This is a genomic window from Streptomyces sp. NPDC048521 (assembly GCF_043199855.1).
Lineage (GTDB): Bacteria > Actinomycetota > Actinomycetes > Streptomycetales > Streptomycetaceae > Streptomyces.
This window is the reverse complement of the sequence record NZ_JBICWR010000031.1, coordinates 21,479-34,051: the sequence shown is the minus strand read 5'-3', so window position 1 is coordinate 34,051 and position 12,573 is coordinate 21,479. Positions and strand designations below refer to the sequence as shown.

Annotated in this window: 12 protein-coding genes; 4 read left to right on the top strand and 8 right to left on the bottom strand. The window is 70.5% G+C overall.

Going from position 1 to position 12,573, the window contains the following annotated elements:
* Positions 1-419 precede the first annotated feature (419 nt).
* Both ACGFRF_RS39555 and ACGFRF_RS39550 read left to right on the top strand, forming a co-directional pair.
* Positions 420-1,172, top strand: coding sequence for a hypothetical protein (locus tag ACGFRF_RS39555; RefSeq protein WP_393748634.1), 753 nt, complete (start codon positions 420-422; stop codon positions 1,170-1,172).
* Positions 1,173-1,246: 74 nt separating this feature from the next.
* The gene (locus tag ACGFRF_RS39550; protein WP_393748632.1) at positions 1,247-1,522 is read left to right on the top strand and encodes a hypothetical protein; all 276 of its coding nucleotides are present in this window, start codon (positions 1,247-1,249) and stop codon (positions 1,520-1,522) included.
* Positions 1,523-1,743: 221 nt separating this feature from the next.
* Here the strand turns inward: ACGFRF_RS39550 and ACGFRF_RS39545 are convergent, their stop codons facing one another.
* On the bottom strand, positions 1,744-2,388 hold the full coding sequence (locus tag ACGFRF_RS39545; protein WP_393748630.1) for a chaplin: 645 nt from the start codon (positions 2,386-2,388) through the stop codon (positions 1,744-1,746).
* A 334-nt stretch (positions 2,389-2,722) separates the two neighbouring features.
* Between ACGFRF_RS39545 and ACGFRF_RS39540 the strand changes: the two genes are divergently transcribed.
* Entirely contained in the window at positions 2,723-3,736 is a 1,014-nt protein-coding gene (locus ACGFRF_RS39540; RefSeq protein WP_393748628.1) for a sigma-70 family RNA polymerase sigma factor, read from the top strand.
* On the opposite strand, the gene ACGFRF_RS39535 is transcribed toward ACGFRF_RS39540, so the two are convergent.
* Positions 3,620-4,006, bottom strand: a complete 387-nt coding sequence (locus ACGFRF_RS39535) for an STAS domain-containing protein (RefSeq protein ID WP_393748626.1) — start codon at positions 4,004-4,006, stop codon at positions 3,620-3,622. The genes ACGFRF_RS39540 and ACGFRF_RS39535 overlap by 117 nt on opposite strands.
* A 358-nt stretch (positions 4,007-4,364) precedes the next feature.
* Between ACGFRF_RS39535 and ACGFRF_RS39530 the strand changes: the two genes are divergently transcribed.
* On the top strand, positions 4,365-5,285 hold the full coding sequence (locus ACGFRF_RS39530) for an AEC family transporter (RefSeq protein WP_393748624.1): 921 nt from the start codon (positions 4,365-4,367) through the stop codon (positions 5,283-5,285).
* A gap of 104 nt (positions 5,286-5,389) precedes the next feature.
* Here the strand turns inward: ACGFRF_RS39530 and ACGFRF_RS39525 are convergent, their stop codons facing one another.
* From ACGFRF_RS39525 to ACGFRF_RS39500, 6 genes are all read right to left on the bottom strand, one after another.
* Positions 5,390-6,673 carry a thymidine phosphorylase gene (locus tag ACGFRF_RS39525; protein WP_393748622.1) on the bottom strand — a complete coding sequence of 428 codons (1,284 nt, stop codon included), beginning with the start codon at positions 6,671-6,673 and terminating at the stop codon, positions 5,390-5,392.
* Positions 6,674-6,745: 72 nt separating this feature from the next.
* The gene (locus ACGFRF_RS39520; RefSeq protein ID WP_393748620.1) at positions 6,746-7,153 is read right to left on the bottom strand and encodes a cytidine deaminase; all 408 of its coding nucleotides are present in this window, start codon (positions 7,151-7,153) and stop codon (positions 6,746-6,748) included.
* Positions 7,150-8,436, bottom strand: coding sequence for an ABC transporter permease (locus ACGFRF_RS39515; RefSeq protein WP_393748618.1), 1,287 nt, complete (start codon positions 8,434-8,436; stop codon positions 7,150-7,152). The genes ACGFRF_RS39520 and ACGFRF_RS39515 overlap by 4 nt, the downstream gene beginning before the upstream one ends.
* The gene (locus ACGFRF_RS39510) at positions 8,436-9,563 is read right to left on the bottom strand and encodes an ABC transporter permease (protein WP_393748616.1); all 1,128 of its coding nucleotides are present in this window, start codon (positions 9,561-9,563) and stop codon (positions 8,436-8,438) included. The genes ACGFRF_RS39515 and ACGFRF_RS39510 overlap by 1 nt, the downstream gene beginning before the upstream one ends.
* Positions 9,560-11,086, bottom strand: coding sequence for an ABC transporter ATP-binding protein (locus ACGFRF_RS39505; protein ID WP_393748696.1), 1,527 nt, complete (start codon positions 11,084-11,086; stop codon positions 9,560-9,562). Before ACGFRF_RS39505 ends, ACGFRF_RS39510 begins: the two co-directional genes overlap by 4 nt.
* Before the next feature lie 199 nt (positions 11,087-11,285).
* Positions 11,286-12,344, bottom strand: a complete 1,059-nt coding sequence (locus ACGFRF_RS39500) for a BMP family protein (protein WP_393748614.1) — start codon at positions 12,342-12,344, stop codon at positions 11,286-11,288.
* Positions 12,345-12,573 lie beyond the last annotated feature (229 nt).

The following is a 12,573-nucleotide window of genomic DNA, read 5'->3' as shown; positions in this document are numbered from 1 at the left end:
TGAAATGCTGATGAGGCAGCGCAGTTGTCACCGCTCCTGCTGCCCTGTGCGGCTGCGATGGACCATCGTTCTCGCCCTCTGGGGAACGAAAGGGGAACGGACCCGATACGGGGGCCGGAAAGTGGTCACCCATTTGACGCAAGGGTGGGGGCCGTAACGCCCGCGCCGACAGACGGCAAACGGGTGAAGACCTTTGCGTGCCGTGACCACGGCCGCCAAGTCCTCGTTCCACCAGGGAGAGGGCAGCGACCGCGGGCCGTCAAGGGGTGAGGGATCTCGCTGCCGGCTCCGTGCGAAGTCCGCGTGCTCTTCGCGATGACCGTCGCTGACGATGCGGTGCGAATATCGCATCGACAGCACGCGTGACCGCACTGAACGCAATGGGTTCCCATTTCAGGTACTGAAGGGCCGAGGGTTTCATGCGCAAGCTTCACAAGGCCGCGCTCGTCGTCGCAGCGGCCAGTGGTCTGACCGGCATCGCCGCCGCCGGCAGCCATGCCAACGCTGCTGTCGGACAGGGCAGTGCCACTCCGGCGTCAGTTCCGGATCAGCAGGCCGCTCCGGTCGCGGCCCCGGCACCCGCTCCACAACCGGTACCGCAGGCCGCCCCGGTCGCGGCCCCGGCACCAGCTCCCCAGCCGGCGCCAGCTCCCCAGCCGGCACCGCAGGCCGCCGCGCCGCAGCAGCAGACCGGCTACGCCGCCGGATCGGCCTCGTCGCAGGGAACGGCCCAGGCCGTCACGGCGCCGAACCCTCCGCAGGCCGCCCCGGTCGCAGCCCCGGCACCCGCTCCGCAGCCGGCACCGCAGGCCGCCCCGCCGCAACAGCAGAGCGGCTACGCCGTCGCCTCGGCCTCGTCGCAGGGAACGGCCCAGGCCACCACGGCGCCGAACCCTCCACTGGCCGCCCCCGCGCAGCCGGCCCAAGTCGTGCCGCAGGTCATGCCGACGGTCATGCCGCAGGTCGCCCCGCAGGTAGGGATGCCCCAGGCATCCGTCCCTGAGCCCCCGATGCTCGTCACCCCGCAGGTGAATCCGCAGATCAACCCGCAGGTGAATCCGCTCGTGAACCCGACGGTCACGCCCACGAGCGCACCGGAGCTGGCTCCGGTCGGCCTCGGACAGATCGCGGCGCCCCCCGTCGGGCAACTGGGGCTTCCCCGTCTCGGCTGACAGCCGGCCCGTAAGAGACCGCAGTCCTCACTCGGCATGTCGCCGATTCCATCCATTCCATCAGCGGAGAACCAATGCGCACGTTCCAGAAGGTAGTCCTCCTGAGCGCCGTCCTCGGCAGTGTCGGCTCCTTCGGCGGTAACACCGCCTTCGCACACGGCGAGCCGGGCCACGACATCGACATCACGCAGGGCGTCGAGTGCCGCTCGCACGACATGAACATCGAGGTGATCGGCAGCGTCGGCGCCCTCACCGGCCTGGCAGGCAATCTGCTGAACGGCGAAGGCAACCCGGGCGCGCAGCAGAGCCACCTCGGTTCCGACATGGGCTGCAACAGCGAGGCACTCTGAAGGCATGCCACTGCCGTCCACCCGCCATTCCCCGGGGGGTTCGGACCGGCGCGTGGATCACGGGCCCCAGGACGACGTGTCATGACGTCGTCCTGGGGCCCGTGACCTGAAGGAAGGCACGCTTTTCAGCGACGCCGTGCCCGAGAAGCCATGCGACGTGGTCTCTCGGCACGCCGGAAGGCCCCATCGGGCACGCCCGATGGGGCCTTCCGGCGTGTGGTTCAGTGGGTGCGGGCCGGGTGGAAGCGGCGGTACAGGATCGCGCCCGTCAGGAGGAACGCGGCGCTGCCGGCGACGAGCGGGGCCGTGAGGTCCGTTCCGGTACGGGCCAGCGCGGGGGTCGCCGCATGCGCGGTGTGCGGGCCGGGCCGGGACCGGGTGTGGGCCGCCGGGGGCTTCGGGGCCGTGTGCCGGACGACGTCGTGATGGTCGACGGGGCCGTTGACCGACTCGTTGTCGAAGACCGGATTGCCCACGCCCACCGCATTGACACTGTTCCCGGTGACGTTCACCGGCACGTCGACCGGGAGGTGAACACTGTTGCCCGAGAGCAGCCCGGGCGAGTCCGTGGCGCGGCCGTCGGCCGAGGCCCCGCCGGACGCGGCCGCACCATCGCGGTCCTCCGCACCGTCGGCCTTCGCCTCCACCTTGTTCGCGCACATGTTGCCCGCGGCGGGGTTGAGCAGCCCCACGACGTCCACCGTGTTGCCGCAGACGTTCACCGGCACATTCACCGGAATCTGGATGCTGTTGCCGGAGGCCAGGCCGGGCGAGCCGGCCGCCGCACCGTCGGCGTCGGCCGCGAAGACGGCGGACGCGGGGAGCGCCACCGCCATCGCGCCGGACGCGGCGGCGACGGCGATCACACGGTTTCGGGTAGCCCGTCTCATAGGTTCACTGCCTTCCTTACTTCCATGCGGGCACTCACCCGCACCTTTAAAAACGCCGGCGAACCGCCAGAGTTATGGCGTGGGGTCCTCCAGTCGCCGCGGTGGACGTACGGCTGCGTCGTGTGCGATCCGCACAACGGCCCGCCGGGTTGCGGCAGCCACCGGTACCGGTCCTGTACATGCCCGTACGGACAGCTGGTCCGAGCTGCGCCTTTTCGTACTCCGGGGGCCATTGTCAGTGGGCTGCGGTAGCTTCCCAAGTGCTGGGCGCGAAGGCGCGCGACAGAACGGCCACAGGGGTGGGTGGACGATGGGCGACAGCACGGCGACGGCGGACCTGGACGTCGCACTGGAGAAGCACCGGACCGAGCTGACCGGGTACTGCTACCGGATGCTCGGTTCCTCCTTCGAGGCCGAGGACGCGGTGCAGGACACCCTGGTGCGGGCCTGGCGGAGCTACGAGAAGTTCGAGGGACGTTCCTCGCTGCGCTCGTGGCTGTACCGGATCGCGACGAACGTGTGCCTGGACATGCTGACGGCGGGCAACAAGCGGGCCCGTCCGATGGACCTGACCGAGTCCACGCCGCTCGCCCAGGCGGCCCTCTCCCCGCGCGCGGACAACGTCTGGCTGGAGCCGGTGCCGGACGCGCGCGTGCTGCCGACGGTGGGCGATCCGGCGGAGGCGGCGGTCGCCAAGGAGTCGATCCGGCTGGCCTTCATGGCGGCCCTCCAGCAGCTGCCGCCCAAGCAACGGGCGGTGCTGATCCTGCGCGAGGTGCTGGCCTGGAAGGCGAGCGAGGTCGCGGAGCTGCTGGACACCACGGTCGCCTCGGTCAACAGCGCGTTGCAGCGGGCCCGGGCCACCCTCGCCGAGCGCACGACCGCGGGCGGCGAGGGCGCGGTGTCCGACCCGCTGGACGAGGAGCAGCAAAAGCTCCTGGAGCGGTACGTCAAGGCGTTCGAGGGCTACGACATGACGGCACTGACGGCGCTGCTGCACGAGGACGCCGTCATGACGATGCCGCCGTTCGACCTGTGGCTGCGCGGCCCGGCCGACATCACCGGTTTCATGACCACCCTCGGCGCCTCCTGCGCCGGCTCGCGCCTGCTGCCGGTCCAGGCCAACGGCCTGCCGGGCTTCGCGCACTACAAGCCGGACCCGGACACCGGCGGGTTCAGCCCGTGGGCGGTGCAGGTGCTGGAGCTGTCAGACGACCGCATCACCGGATTCCACTGCTTCCTCGACACCAAGCGCTGGTTCCCCCTCTTCGGCCTGCCCCTCCACCTGGAAGCGGAGTCCGACGAGGTCGACAAGAGCGTGTAGCGCGGGATCGGGGTCCCGCAGCCGTATCCGCCCGCCGGCCCGGCGGGCGGCCAGCTGCAGCCGGGCCAGCAGATCCACGGCCGCGAGCCCCGGGGGCCCGAGTCCGCCCACGTCACACACGACGACTCCGGCCCTGCTGCCCTCCAGCAGCGCCCGCACATCGGCGCACAGCCCCGGCACCTGGTCACGGCTGACGGGGCCGCGCAGCACGAGCACGGCGGGGGTGTTGGCATCCACGTGCGGTAGACCGCCGGGGCGGGCGGAACTCATCGGCGGGAGGAGCAGGTGCGGGACACACCCACCGCCGAGCATGCCCGGCGCGGTCGTCGTCAGTGGCGAGTGGGCTGGCGCTGCGCTGGGCCCGGAGCACGTTGACGCAGTACGGCCGGCGGGTCACCACGTGCACGAGCGTCGACCGGCACGTCACGCCGGTGGCGATCCCGCCGGACGGTGGCGCGACCGTCCACATCGCGACCTACCCGTACGACCGTCTCGCCGTGTCCGCGTCCGCGGAGTGCATCCGTGTGCATCCGTACCGCCCAGGACGGCCGGGCCGTGGCCGAGGTGCGCCCCGAAGGCGCCGGAGATCACATTGACCGGCTCCCCCCGCCCGCGCAGGGTTGGCTCTGTGGCGGGGGTGCTGAGCGGGTTCGCGGTGATCGCGGTCGTCATCGGGGTGGGCTATGTGCTCGGGCGGCGCGGGACGCTCGGTGCGCACGGCGGTGAGGTGCTGACCCGGCTGGCCTTCACGGTGGCCGGTCCGGCGCTGCTGTTCACCACCCTCGCCGGGGCGGACCTCTCCGTGCTCTTCTCCAGCCGCCTGCTGGTGACGGCCCTGAGCACGGCAGCGGTGTCCGGGGCCTTCGTGGCCGCCGGTGGGCTGGGGCGCTGGGGTGTGGGACGTACCACGATCGGCGCCCTGTGCTCCGGTTACGTCAACTCGGGCAATCTCGGCATCCCGATCGCCGCGTATGTGCTGGGCGACGCGTCCCTGGTGGCGCCGGTGCTGCTCTTCCAGGTCGCCCTGGTCACCCCCGTCGCCCTCACGGTCCTGGATCTGTCCGGGGCGGGCGAGGAGGGCACGGTGTGGCGGCGCCTGCTGACCCCGCTGCGGAACCCGATCGCCGTGGGCTCCCTGTCCGGGGTCGTGGTGTCGGCGGCGGGCTGCCGGCTCCCGGGTCCGATCCTGAATCCCCTCACCCTGATCGGCAACATGTCCGTCCCGGCGGCGCTGCTGGTCTTCGGCATGTCCCTGCACGGCAGCGCGGCGCCCGGCCGGGGACGGGACCGCCGTCTGGTGCTGCTGTCGGTGGCCCTGAAATCGGTGGGCCAGCCGCTGGTCGCCTGGGCGCTGGCGACGACCGTCTTCGGTCTGCACGGCGCCCCCCTGCTGGACGTGGTGGTGACCTCGGCCCTCCCGGCCGCCCAGAACCTGTTCACCTACGCCAGCCGCTACCGGGTGGCCGAGTCCTTGGCCCGCGAGTCGATCCTGCTGTCCACCGTGGTGTCCGTGCCGGTGCTGCTCGGCGTGGCGACGGTGCTGGGGTGAGGGCCGGCCCACGCAGCGGGTGGGAGCACGAGCGGAACGGGACCGGTCGAGGTCCACCGGTCATTCACCGGTCCCGTTCGCCCGTACGGTGAGGAGACCGCAGGTCAGGCGATGCGCTCCAGGACCACCGGCGACGGCGTGAAGTCCGTCCCCGGCGCCGCGATGTCGTACGAGTCCTGCACCGCCTGGAGCGCGTACGCGAAGCGCTCGGGGGTGTCCGTGTGGAGGGTGAGGAGGGGCTGGCCCTCGGTCACCGTGTCGCCCGGCTTGGCGTGCAGTTCGACGCCCGCCGCCGCCTGCACCGGGTCCTCCTTGCGGGCGCGGCCGGCGCCCAGGCGCCAGGCGGCGATGCCGATGTCGTAGGCGTCCAGGCGGGTCAGCACGCCGGAGGCGGACGCCTTCACCACGTGCTGCTCCTTCGACGTGGGCAGCGGAGCGTCGGGGTCGCCGCCCTGGGCCGCGATCATCCGGCGCCACACGTCCATCGCGGAGCCGTCGGCCAGCGCCTTCGCGGGGTCCGCGTCCTTGATGCCGGCCGCGTCGAGCATTTCGCGGGCCAGGGCGATCGTCAGCTCGACGACGTCCGCGGGGCCACCGCCCGCCAGGACCTCGACCGACTCGCGGACCTCCAGGGCGTTGCCCGCCGTACGGCCGAGGGGGGTGGACATGTCCGTCAGCAGCGCCACCGTCTTCACGCCGTGGTCCGTGCCGAGGCCGACCATCGTGGACGCCAGCTCACGCGCGTCGTCCAGCGTCTTCATGAACGCGCCCGTGCCGACCTTGACGTCCAGGACCAGGGAGCCGGTGCCCTCGGCGATCTTCTTCGACATGATCGAGGAGGCGATCAGCGGGATCGCCTCGACCGTGCCGGTCACGTCCCGCAGGGCGTACAGCTTCTTGTCCGCCGGGGCCAGGCCGTCGCCCGCCGCGCAGATCACCGCGCCCGTCGTGTCCAGGACGTGCAGCATCTCCTCGTTGGAGAGCAGGGCGCGCCAGCCGGGGATCGACTCCAGCTTGTCCAGCGTGCCGCCCGTGTGGCCGAGGCCCCGGCCGGAGAGCTGGGGAACCGCCGCACCGCAGGCCGCCACCAGGGGCGCCAGGGGCAGCGTGATCTTGTCGCCGACGCCGCCCGTGGAGTGCTTGTCGGCCGTCGGACGGGACAGCGCCGAGAAGTCCATGCGCTCGCCGGAGGCGATCATGGCCGCCGTCCAGCGGGCGATCTCCCGGCGGTCCATGCCGTTGAGCAGGATCGCCATGGCGAGCGCGGACATCTGCTCGTCGGCGACCTCGCCCCGGGTGTACGCGTCGATGACCCAGTCGATCTGCTCGTCGGTCAGCTCACCGCGGTCCCGCTTGGTGCGGATGACGGAGATGGCGTCCATGGCCATGGCTGAGGGCTTCCTTCCGGGAGGTGCGAAGTGCACGGCCCCCCTGAGCGGGTCAGGGGGGCCGTACGGGACTTACTTGGTGAGATGGTCCGGGCCGAAGGCCTGGGGCAGCATCTCGGAGAGCGGGAGGACGCCCGCCGGGGTGTCCAGCAGCAGGTCGGGCCCGCCGAACTCGTACAGCAGCTGGCGGCAGCGGCCGCACGGGACGAGCAGCGCGCCCTCGCCGTCCACACAGGTGAAGTGCGTCAGGCGGCCGCCGCCGGTGCGCTGCAGCTGGGAGACCAGCCCGCACTCGGCGCACAGGCCGAGCCCGTAGGAGGCGTTCTCGACGTTGCAGCCGGTGACCGTGCGCCCGTCGTCGACCAGGGCGGCCACCCCGACCGGGTACCCCGAGTAGGGGGCGTAGGCGTGGGACATGGCCTCGCGCGCCTCGGCGCGCAGCGCCTCCCAGTCGAACCCGTCGGCCGGAGTGGTCGTCACTTGCCCTGGCCCTTCCGGTACCGCATGCCGTCCGCCTTCGGCATCCGCAGGCGCTGCGCGGACAGCGACAGCACGAGCAGCGTGACGACGTACGGGGTGGCGCCCACGAAGTCGCTCGGGACCTCGTCGGTGAACAGGTACCAGACCAGGACGAGCGCGGCCGTCATGAGGCTGATCCCGCCCTGCCAGTGGGCCTTGCGGTACAGCTTCCAGCCGGCCAGCAGCGCGAGCAGGACGACCAGCAGCAGGAGCAGGGCGTGGACGGTGACGCCGCCGTTGCGCAGCTGGAGCGCGTCGGAGTAGCCGAACAGGCCCGCGCCCATGGCCAGACCGCCGGGACGCCAGTTGCCGAAGATCATCGCCGCGAGGCCGATGTAGCCGCGGCCTCCGGTCTGGCCCTCGAGGTAGGTGTGGGAGGTGACCAGCGCGAGGAAGGCGCCGCCGAGACCGGCGAGGCCGCCGGAGACGGCCACGGCCGCGTACTTGTACCGGTAGACGTTGACGCCGAGCGACTCCGCGGCGACGGGGTTCTCACCGCACGAGCGCAGCCGCAGGCCGAACGGGGTGCGCCACAGCAGCCACCAGCTGCCGACGAACAGCAGCACGGCCAGGATCGTCACCACGGACAGGTTGGTGATGAGACCGCCGATGATGCCCGCGAGGTCGGAGACCAGGAACCAGTGGTGCTTCTCGATCGACGCGAGGCCGTCGGAGAGGCCGGGGATCGTGACGTCGGGCAGCGTGTCCGCGGGCGGGGACTGCTTGGGGTTGCCGCCCGCCTCCGCCGCCTTGCCGTCGGCGAAGAACAGCTTGGCGAGGTACTGGGTGGCGCCGAGCGCGAGCAGGTTGACCGCGACACCGGAGACGATGTGGTCGACACCGAAGGTGATGGTGGCGACGGCGTGCACCAGGCCGCCGAGGACGCCGAAGCCGATGCCGCACAGCAGGCCGAGCCAGGGGCTGGACTGCCAGCCGATCCAGCCGGCGCCGAAGGTGCCGAGGATCATCATGCCCTCGAGGCCGATGTTGACCACACCGGCCCGCTCGGACCACAGGCCGGCGAGTCCGGCGAGGCCGATCGGCACGGCCAGGCCGAGCGCGGCGCCGACCTGTCCGGCGGAGTCGAGCTGGTTGGCGTCGGTGATGACGCGGACCGCGGACAGGAGCAGCAGCGCGCCCGCGACGATCATGAGGATCATGCCGAGGGGGCGGCCGGAGCGCTGCGGCGCGCCCGCCGCCTTGGGGGCCGCCGGCGGCGGCGCGTCGGTCATCGTGGCAGTCATCACGCCACCTCCTGCTTCTTCGTCGGAGCGGCGGCCTGGGCGGCGAGTTCGGCGCCGACCTTCTGCTGCTGGCGTTTCATGCCGAAGCGTCGTACGACTTCGTAGGCGATCACGACGCAGAGGACGATGACGCCCTGGATGACGCCGAGGATCTCCTTGTCGTAGCCCTGGAACTCCAGGTGGTTGGTGGTGCGCTCCAGGAAGCCCCACAGGAGGGCGCCGAGCGCGATGCCGATCGGGTTGTTACGGCCGAGCAGCGCGATGGCGATGCCGGTGAAGCCGATGCCCGCCGGGAAGTCGTTGCTGAACTGGTGGCTGTCGTTGAGCAGGGTCGGCATGCCGATCAGACCGGCCACCGCACCCGAGATGATCATGCTGGTGGCGATCATCTTCTTGACGGAGACACCGCTCGCGGCGGCCGCGCTCTCGGACTGGCCGACCGTGCGCAGGTCGAAGCCGAACCGGGTGCGGCCCAGCACGAACCAGTACGCGACGCCGACGAGCACGGCGAGGACGATGAAGCCCCACAGTTCACCGGCCGGGCCGGTGTCGAAGCTGAAGAAGTGCGAGGACGACGGCAGCGGCTTGGTGGAGACGAGGGTGCCCGCCTGGTCCAGCTGGCCGAGCTTCCCGGGCTGCAGGAGGTAGGCGATGATCGCGGTGGCGATCGAGTTCAGCATGATGGTCGAGATGACCTCGCTGACGCCTCGGGTCACCTTGAGGACGCCCGCGATGGCCGCCCACAGGGCGCCGGTCGCCATGGCGCAGAGGATGATCAGCGGGATGGCGATCCAGCCGGGGGCGGTCAGCGCCCCGCCGAGGACCGCGGCGATGAACGCGGCGAGCCGGTACTGGCCGTCGACACCGATGTTGAACAGGTTCATGCGGAAGCCGATGGCCACCGAGACGCCCGCCAGGTAGTACGTCGTCGCCTTGTTCAGGATGTAGACCTGGCTGTCGCTGGCGAAGCCGTAGGTCACCATGTCGCTGAAGGCGTCGCCGGGGTTCTTGCCGGTCGCGAGGATCACCAGGGTGGTGACGACGAGCGCGGCGACGACCGCCAGCAGGGGCGCGGCGATGCCGAGGAGCAGCCGCTCCTTGTCGATCCGTGAGGTCAGCTTGTTCATCGCTCGTCGTCCTCTGTGTGCTCCAGGTGGCCGGTGGCCGCACCCGTCATGGCGGAGCCCAGCTCCTCGGGGGTGATCGTGGCGGGGTCGGCGTCGGCGACCAGGCGGCCGCGGTACATCACCCGCAGGGTGTCGGAGAGCCCGATCAGCTCGTCCAGGTCGGCGGAGATCAGCAGCACGGCCAGGCCCTCGCGACGGGCCTCGCGGATGTAGTCCCAGATGGCGGCCTGGGCGCCGACGTCCACACCGCGGGTGGGGTGGGCGGCGATGAGCAGCTTGGGGTTGTGGCTCATCTCGCGGCCGACGATCAGCTTCTGCTGGTTGCCGCCGGACAGGGAGGCCGCGGTCACGTCGATGCCGGGTGTGCGGACGTCGTACGCCTGCACTATCCGGTCGGTGTCGGCGCGGGCCGCCTTGATGTCGAGCAGTCCGCCGCGCGAGTTGGGCCGCTCGGAGACATGGCCGAGGATGCGGTTCTCCCACAGCGGTGCTTCCAGCAGCAGGCCGTGGCGGTGGCGGTCCTCGGGGATGTAGCCGATGCCGGCCTCGCGGCGGTCGCGGGTGGCGGCGTGCGAGATGTCGGTGCCGTCGAGCGTGATGACGCCGGCGTCGGGGTGGCGCATGCCCATGATCGCCTCGACCAGCTCGGACTGGCCGTTGCCCTCCACACCGGCGATGCCGAGGACCTCGCCCTTGTGGATGGTGAAGGAGATCTCGTCCAGGATGATCCGCTCGACGCCGTCGAGGTCGGTCTGCGTCAGGTGCAGGCCGTCCAGCTCGAGCATCGGGACGTCCGTGACGGTGGACTCCTCGGTCTCCGGCGTCGGCAGCTCACTGCCGACCATCAGCTCGGCGAGCTGCTTGGGTGTGGTGCCCCGCGGCTCGACCGTGCCGACGGTGGTGCCCCGCCGGATGACGGTGATCTCGTCGGCGACGGACAGCACCTCGCCCAGCTTGTGGGAGATGAAGATGACGGTGAGGCCCTCGGCCTTCAGCTCGCGCAGGTTGTCGAAGAGGGCGTCGACCTCCTGCGGCACGAGCACGGCGGTCGGCTCGTCCAGGATGAGGGTCTTGGCGCCCCGGTAGAGGACCTTGAGGATCTCCACGCGCTGGCGGTCGGCGACGCCCAGCTCCTCGACGAGGACGTCGGGGCGGACGTTCAGGCCGTACGCGTCGGAGATCTCCTTGATCCTGGCGCGTGCCTTGCCCCCGATGCCGTACAGCTTCTCCGCGCCGAGGACGACGTTCTCGAGGACGGTGAGGTTGTCGGCGAGCATGAAGTGCTGGTGCACCATGCCGATGCCGCGGGCGATGGCGTCGCCGGGGTTGTGGAAGACGACCCGTTCGCCGTTCACGGTGATGGTGCCCTCGTCCGGCTGCTGCATGCCGTAGAGGATCTTCATCAGGGTGGACTTGCCGGCGCCGTTCTCGCCGCACAGGGCGTGGACGGTGCCCGTGCGGACCGTGATGTCGATGTCGCGGTTGGCGACGACGCCGGGGAAACGCTTGGTGATGCCGCGCAGTTCGACGGCAGCGGGAGGGCTGGACGCGTTGATGGCGCACTCTCCTCGGGGAAAGGGGCTGCGGGGAGGGGGCAGGCGTCGGCGACGCTAGCGCGGCAACTCCGCGCTACACGCGTAGAGTTGACACATTGTTATGGCTCGGTGGGGGGCTCCGGGAGGCGCCCCCGCACCGAGCCTAGGTCCGGCGGGACCCGTCAGGTCACGGGGTGGTCTTGACCTTGATCGAGCCGTCGACGATCTTCTTCTTCGCCGCGTCCAGCTTGGCCTGGATGTCGTCGATGAAGCCACCGCTGGTGGACAGCGAGACACCGTTCTTGGCGAGCGAGTAGGTGTTGGTGCCGGACAGCGGCTTGCCGTCGTGGACGGACTTGACGAAGTCGTAGACACCGACGTCGACGTTCTTGACCATCGAGGTCAGGATGGAGTTCTTGTACTTGGCCAGACCCGGGATGTTGTACTGGTCCGAGTCCACGCCGATGGCCCAGGCGCCCTTGACGCCGCTCACGGCCTCGATCGCGCCGTTGCCGGAGGAGCCGGCCGCCGTGTAGATGACGTCGGCGCCGTTGTCGAGCATGCCCTGCGCGGCCTCCTTGCCCTTGTCGGGGCTGGCGAAGCCGGAGGTGTCCGAGCCGTGCGACAGGTACTGCGTGTCGACCTTGATCTTGGAGTTGGTGTCCTTGACACCCTGGACGAAGCCCGCCTCGAACTTCTTGATCAGCGGGACGTCGACACCGCCGATGAAGCCGACGTGGTCCTTCTTGGTCTTCAGCGCCGCGGCGACACCGGCCAGGTAGGAGCCCTGCTCCTCGGTGAAGGTGATGCTGTCGACGTTGTTGGCCTGCACCACCGAGTCGACGATGCCGAAGCTGGTCTTCGGGTACTTCTTGGCGACCTTGTCCATGGAGGCGGAGTACGCGTAGCCGACACCGATGATCGGGTTGTAGCCCGCGTCGGCCAGGTCCGACAGGCGCTGCTCGCGGTCGGCCTCGGTGTCCGAGGTCTTCGCGGTCAACTCCTTGATCTCGCCACCGAACTCGCTCTTGGCCTTGTCGGCACCGCGCGCGGCGGAGTCGTTGAAGGAACGGTCACCACGGCCGCCGACGTCGAAGGCGAGACCGATCTTGACGCCCTTGCCGCCGCCCGAGGAGGAGGACGGGCTGGACTCGTTGTCGGAGGAGGTGCTGCCACAGGCAGTGGCAGTCACGGCGAGAGCTGCGGTGGCGATACACGCAGCGGAAAGCTTGGCTACCCGGCGCACGGGAAGGCTCCTTCACCTGACCTGAGCGCCGTGTCGGCGCTTGATGTGAGCACCATGACGGTGCTCCAGCCGAGACGCCCCGGCGGCGTCGGCTTCGCGGCATCGTAACGCGCGTAGATGTCGCAAAAAACCCTCTCGCGAAGCCGTTATCGATTCGAGGCAAACAGCATCTGAACTCGGTCTCTCAGCCTTCTCATGCGGTTGTTGCGCACCGTGTACGAATGGCTTA

Excerpts from the sequence above, each read along its gene's own strand:
- ACGFRF_RS39535 (WP_393748626.1), bottom strand. The coding sequence starts at position 4,006 with ATGAGTTCCGCCCGCCCCGGCGGTCTACCGCACGTGGATGCCAACACC.
- ACGFRF_RS39510 (WP_393748616.1), bottom strand. The coding sequence starts at position 9,563 with ATGAACAAGCTGACCTCACGGATCGACAAGGAGCGGCTGCTCCTCGGC.
- ACGFRF_RS39540 (WP_393748628.1), top strand. The coding sequence starts at position 2,723 with ATGGGCGACAGCACGGCGACGGCGGACCTGGACGTCGCACTGGAGAAG.
- ACGFRF_RS39515 (WP_393748618.1), bottom strand. The coding sequence starts at position 8,436 with ATGACTGCCACGATGACCGACGCGCCGCCGCCGGCGGCCCCCAAGGCG.
- ACGFRF_RS39525 (WP_393748622.1), bottom strand. The coding sequence starts at position 6,673 with ATGGCCATGGACGCCATCTCCGTCATCCGCACCAAGCGGGACCGCGGT.
- ACGFRF_RS39550 (WP_393748632.1), top strand. The coding sequence starts at position 1,247 with ATGCGCACGTTCCAGAAGGTAGTCCTCCTGAGCGCCGTCCTCGGCAGT.
- ACGFRF_RS39555 (WP_393748634.1), top strand. The coding sequence starts at position 420 with ATGCGCAAGCTTCACAAGGCCGCGCTCGTCGTCGCAGCGGCCAGTGGT.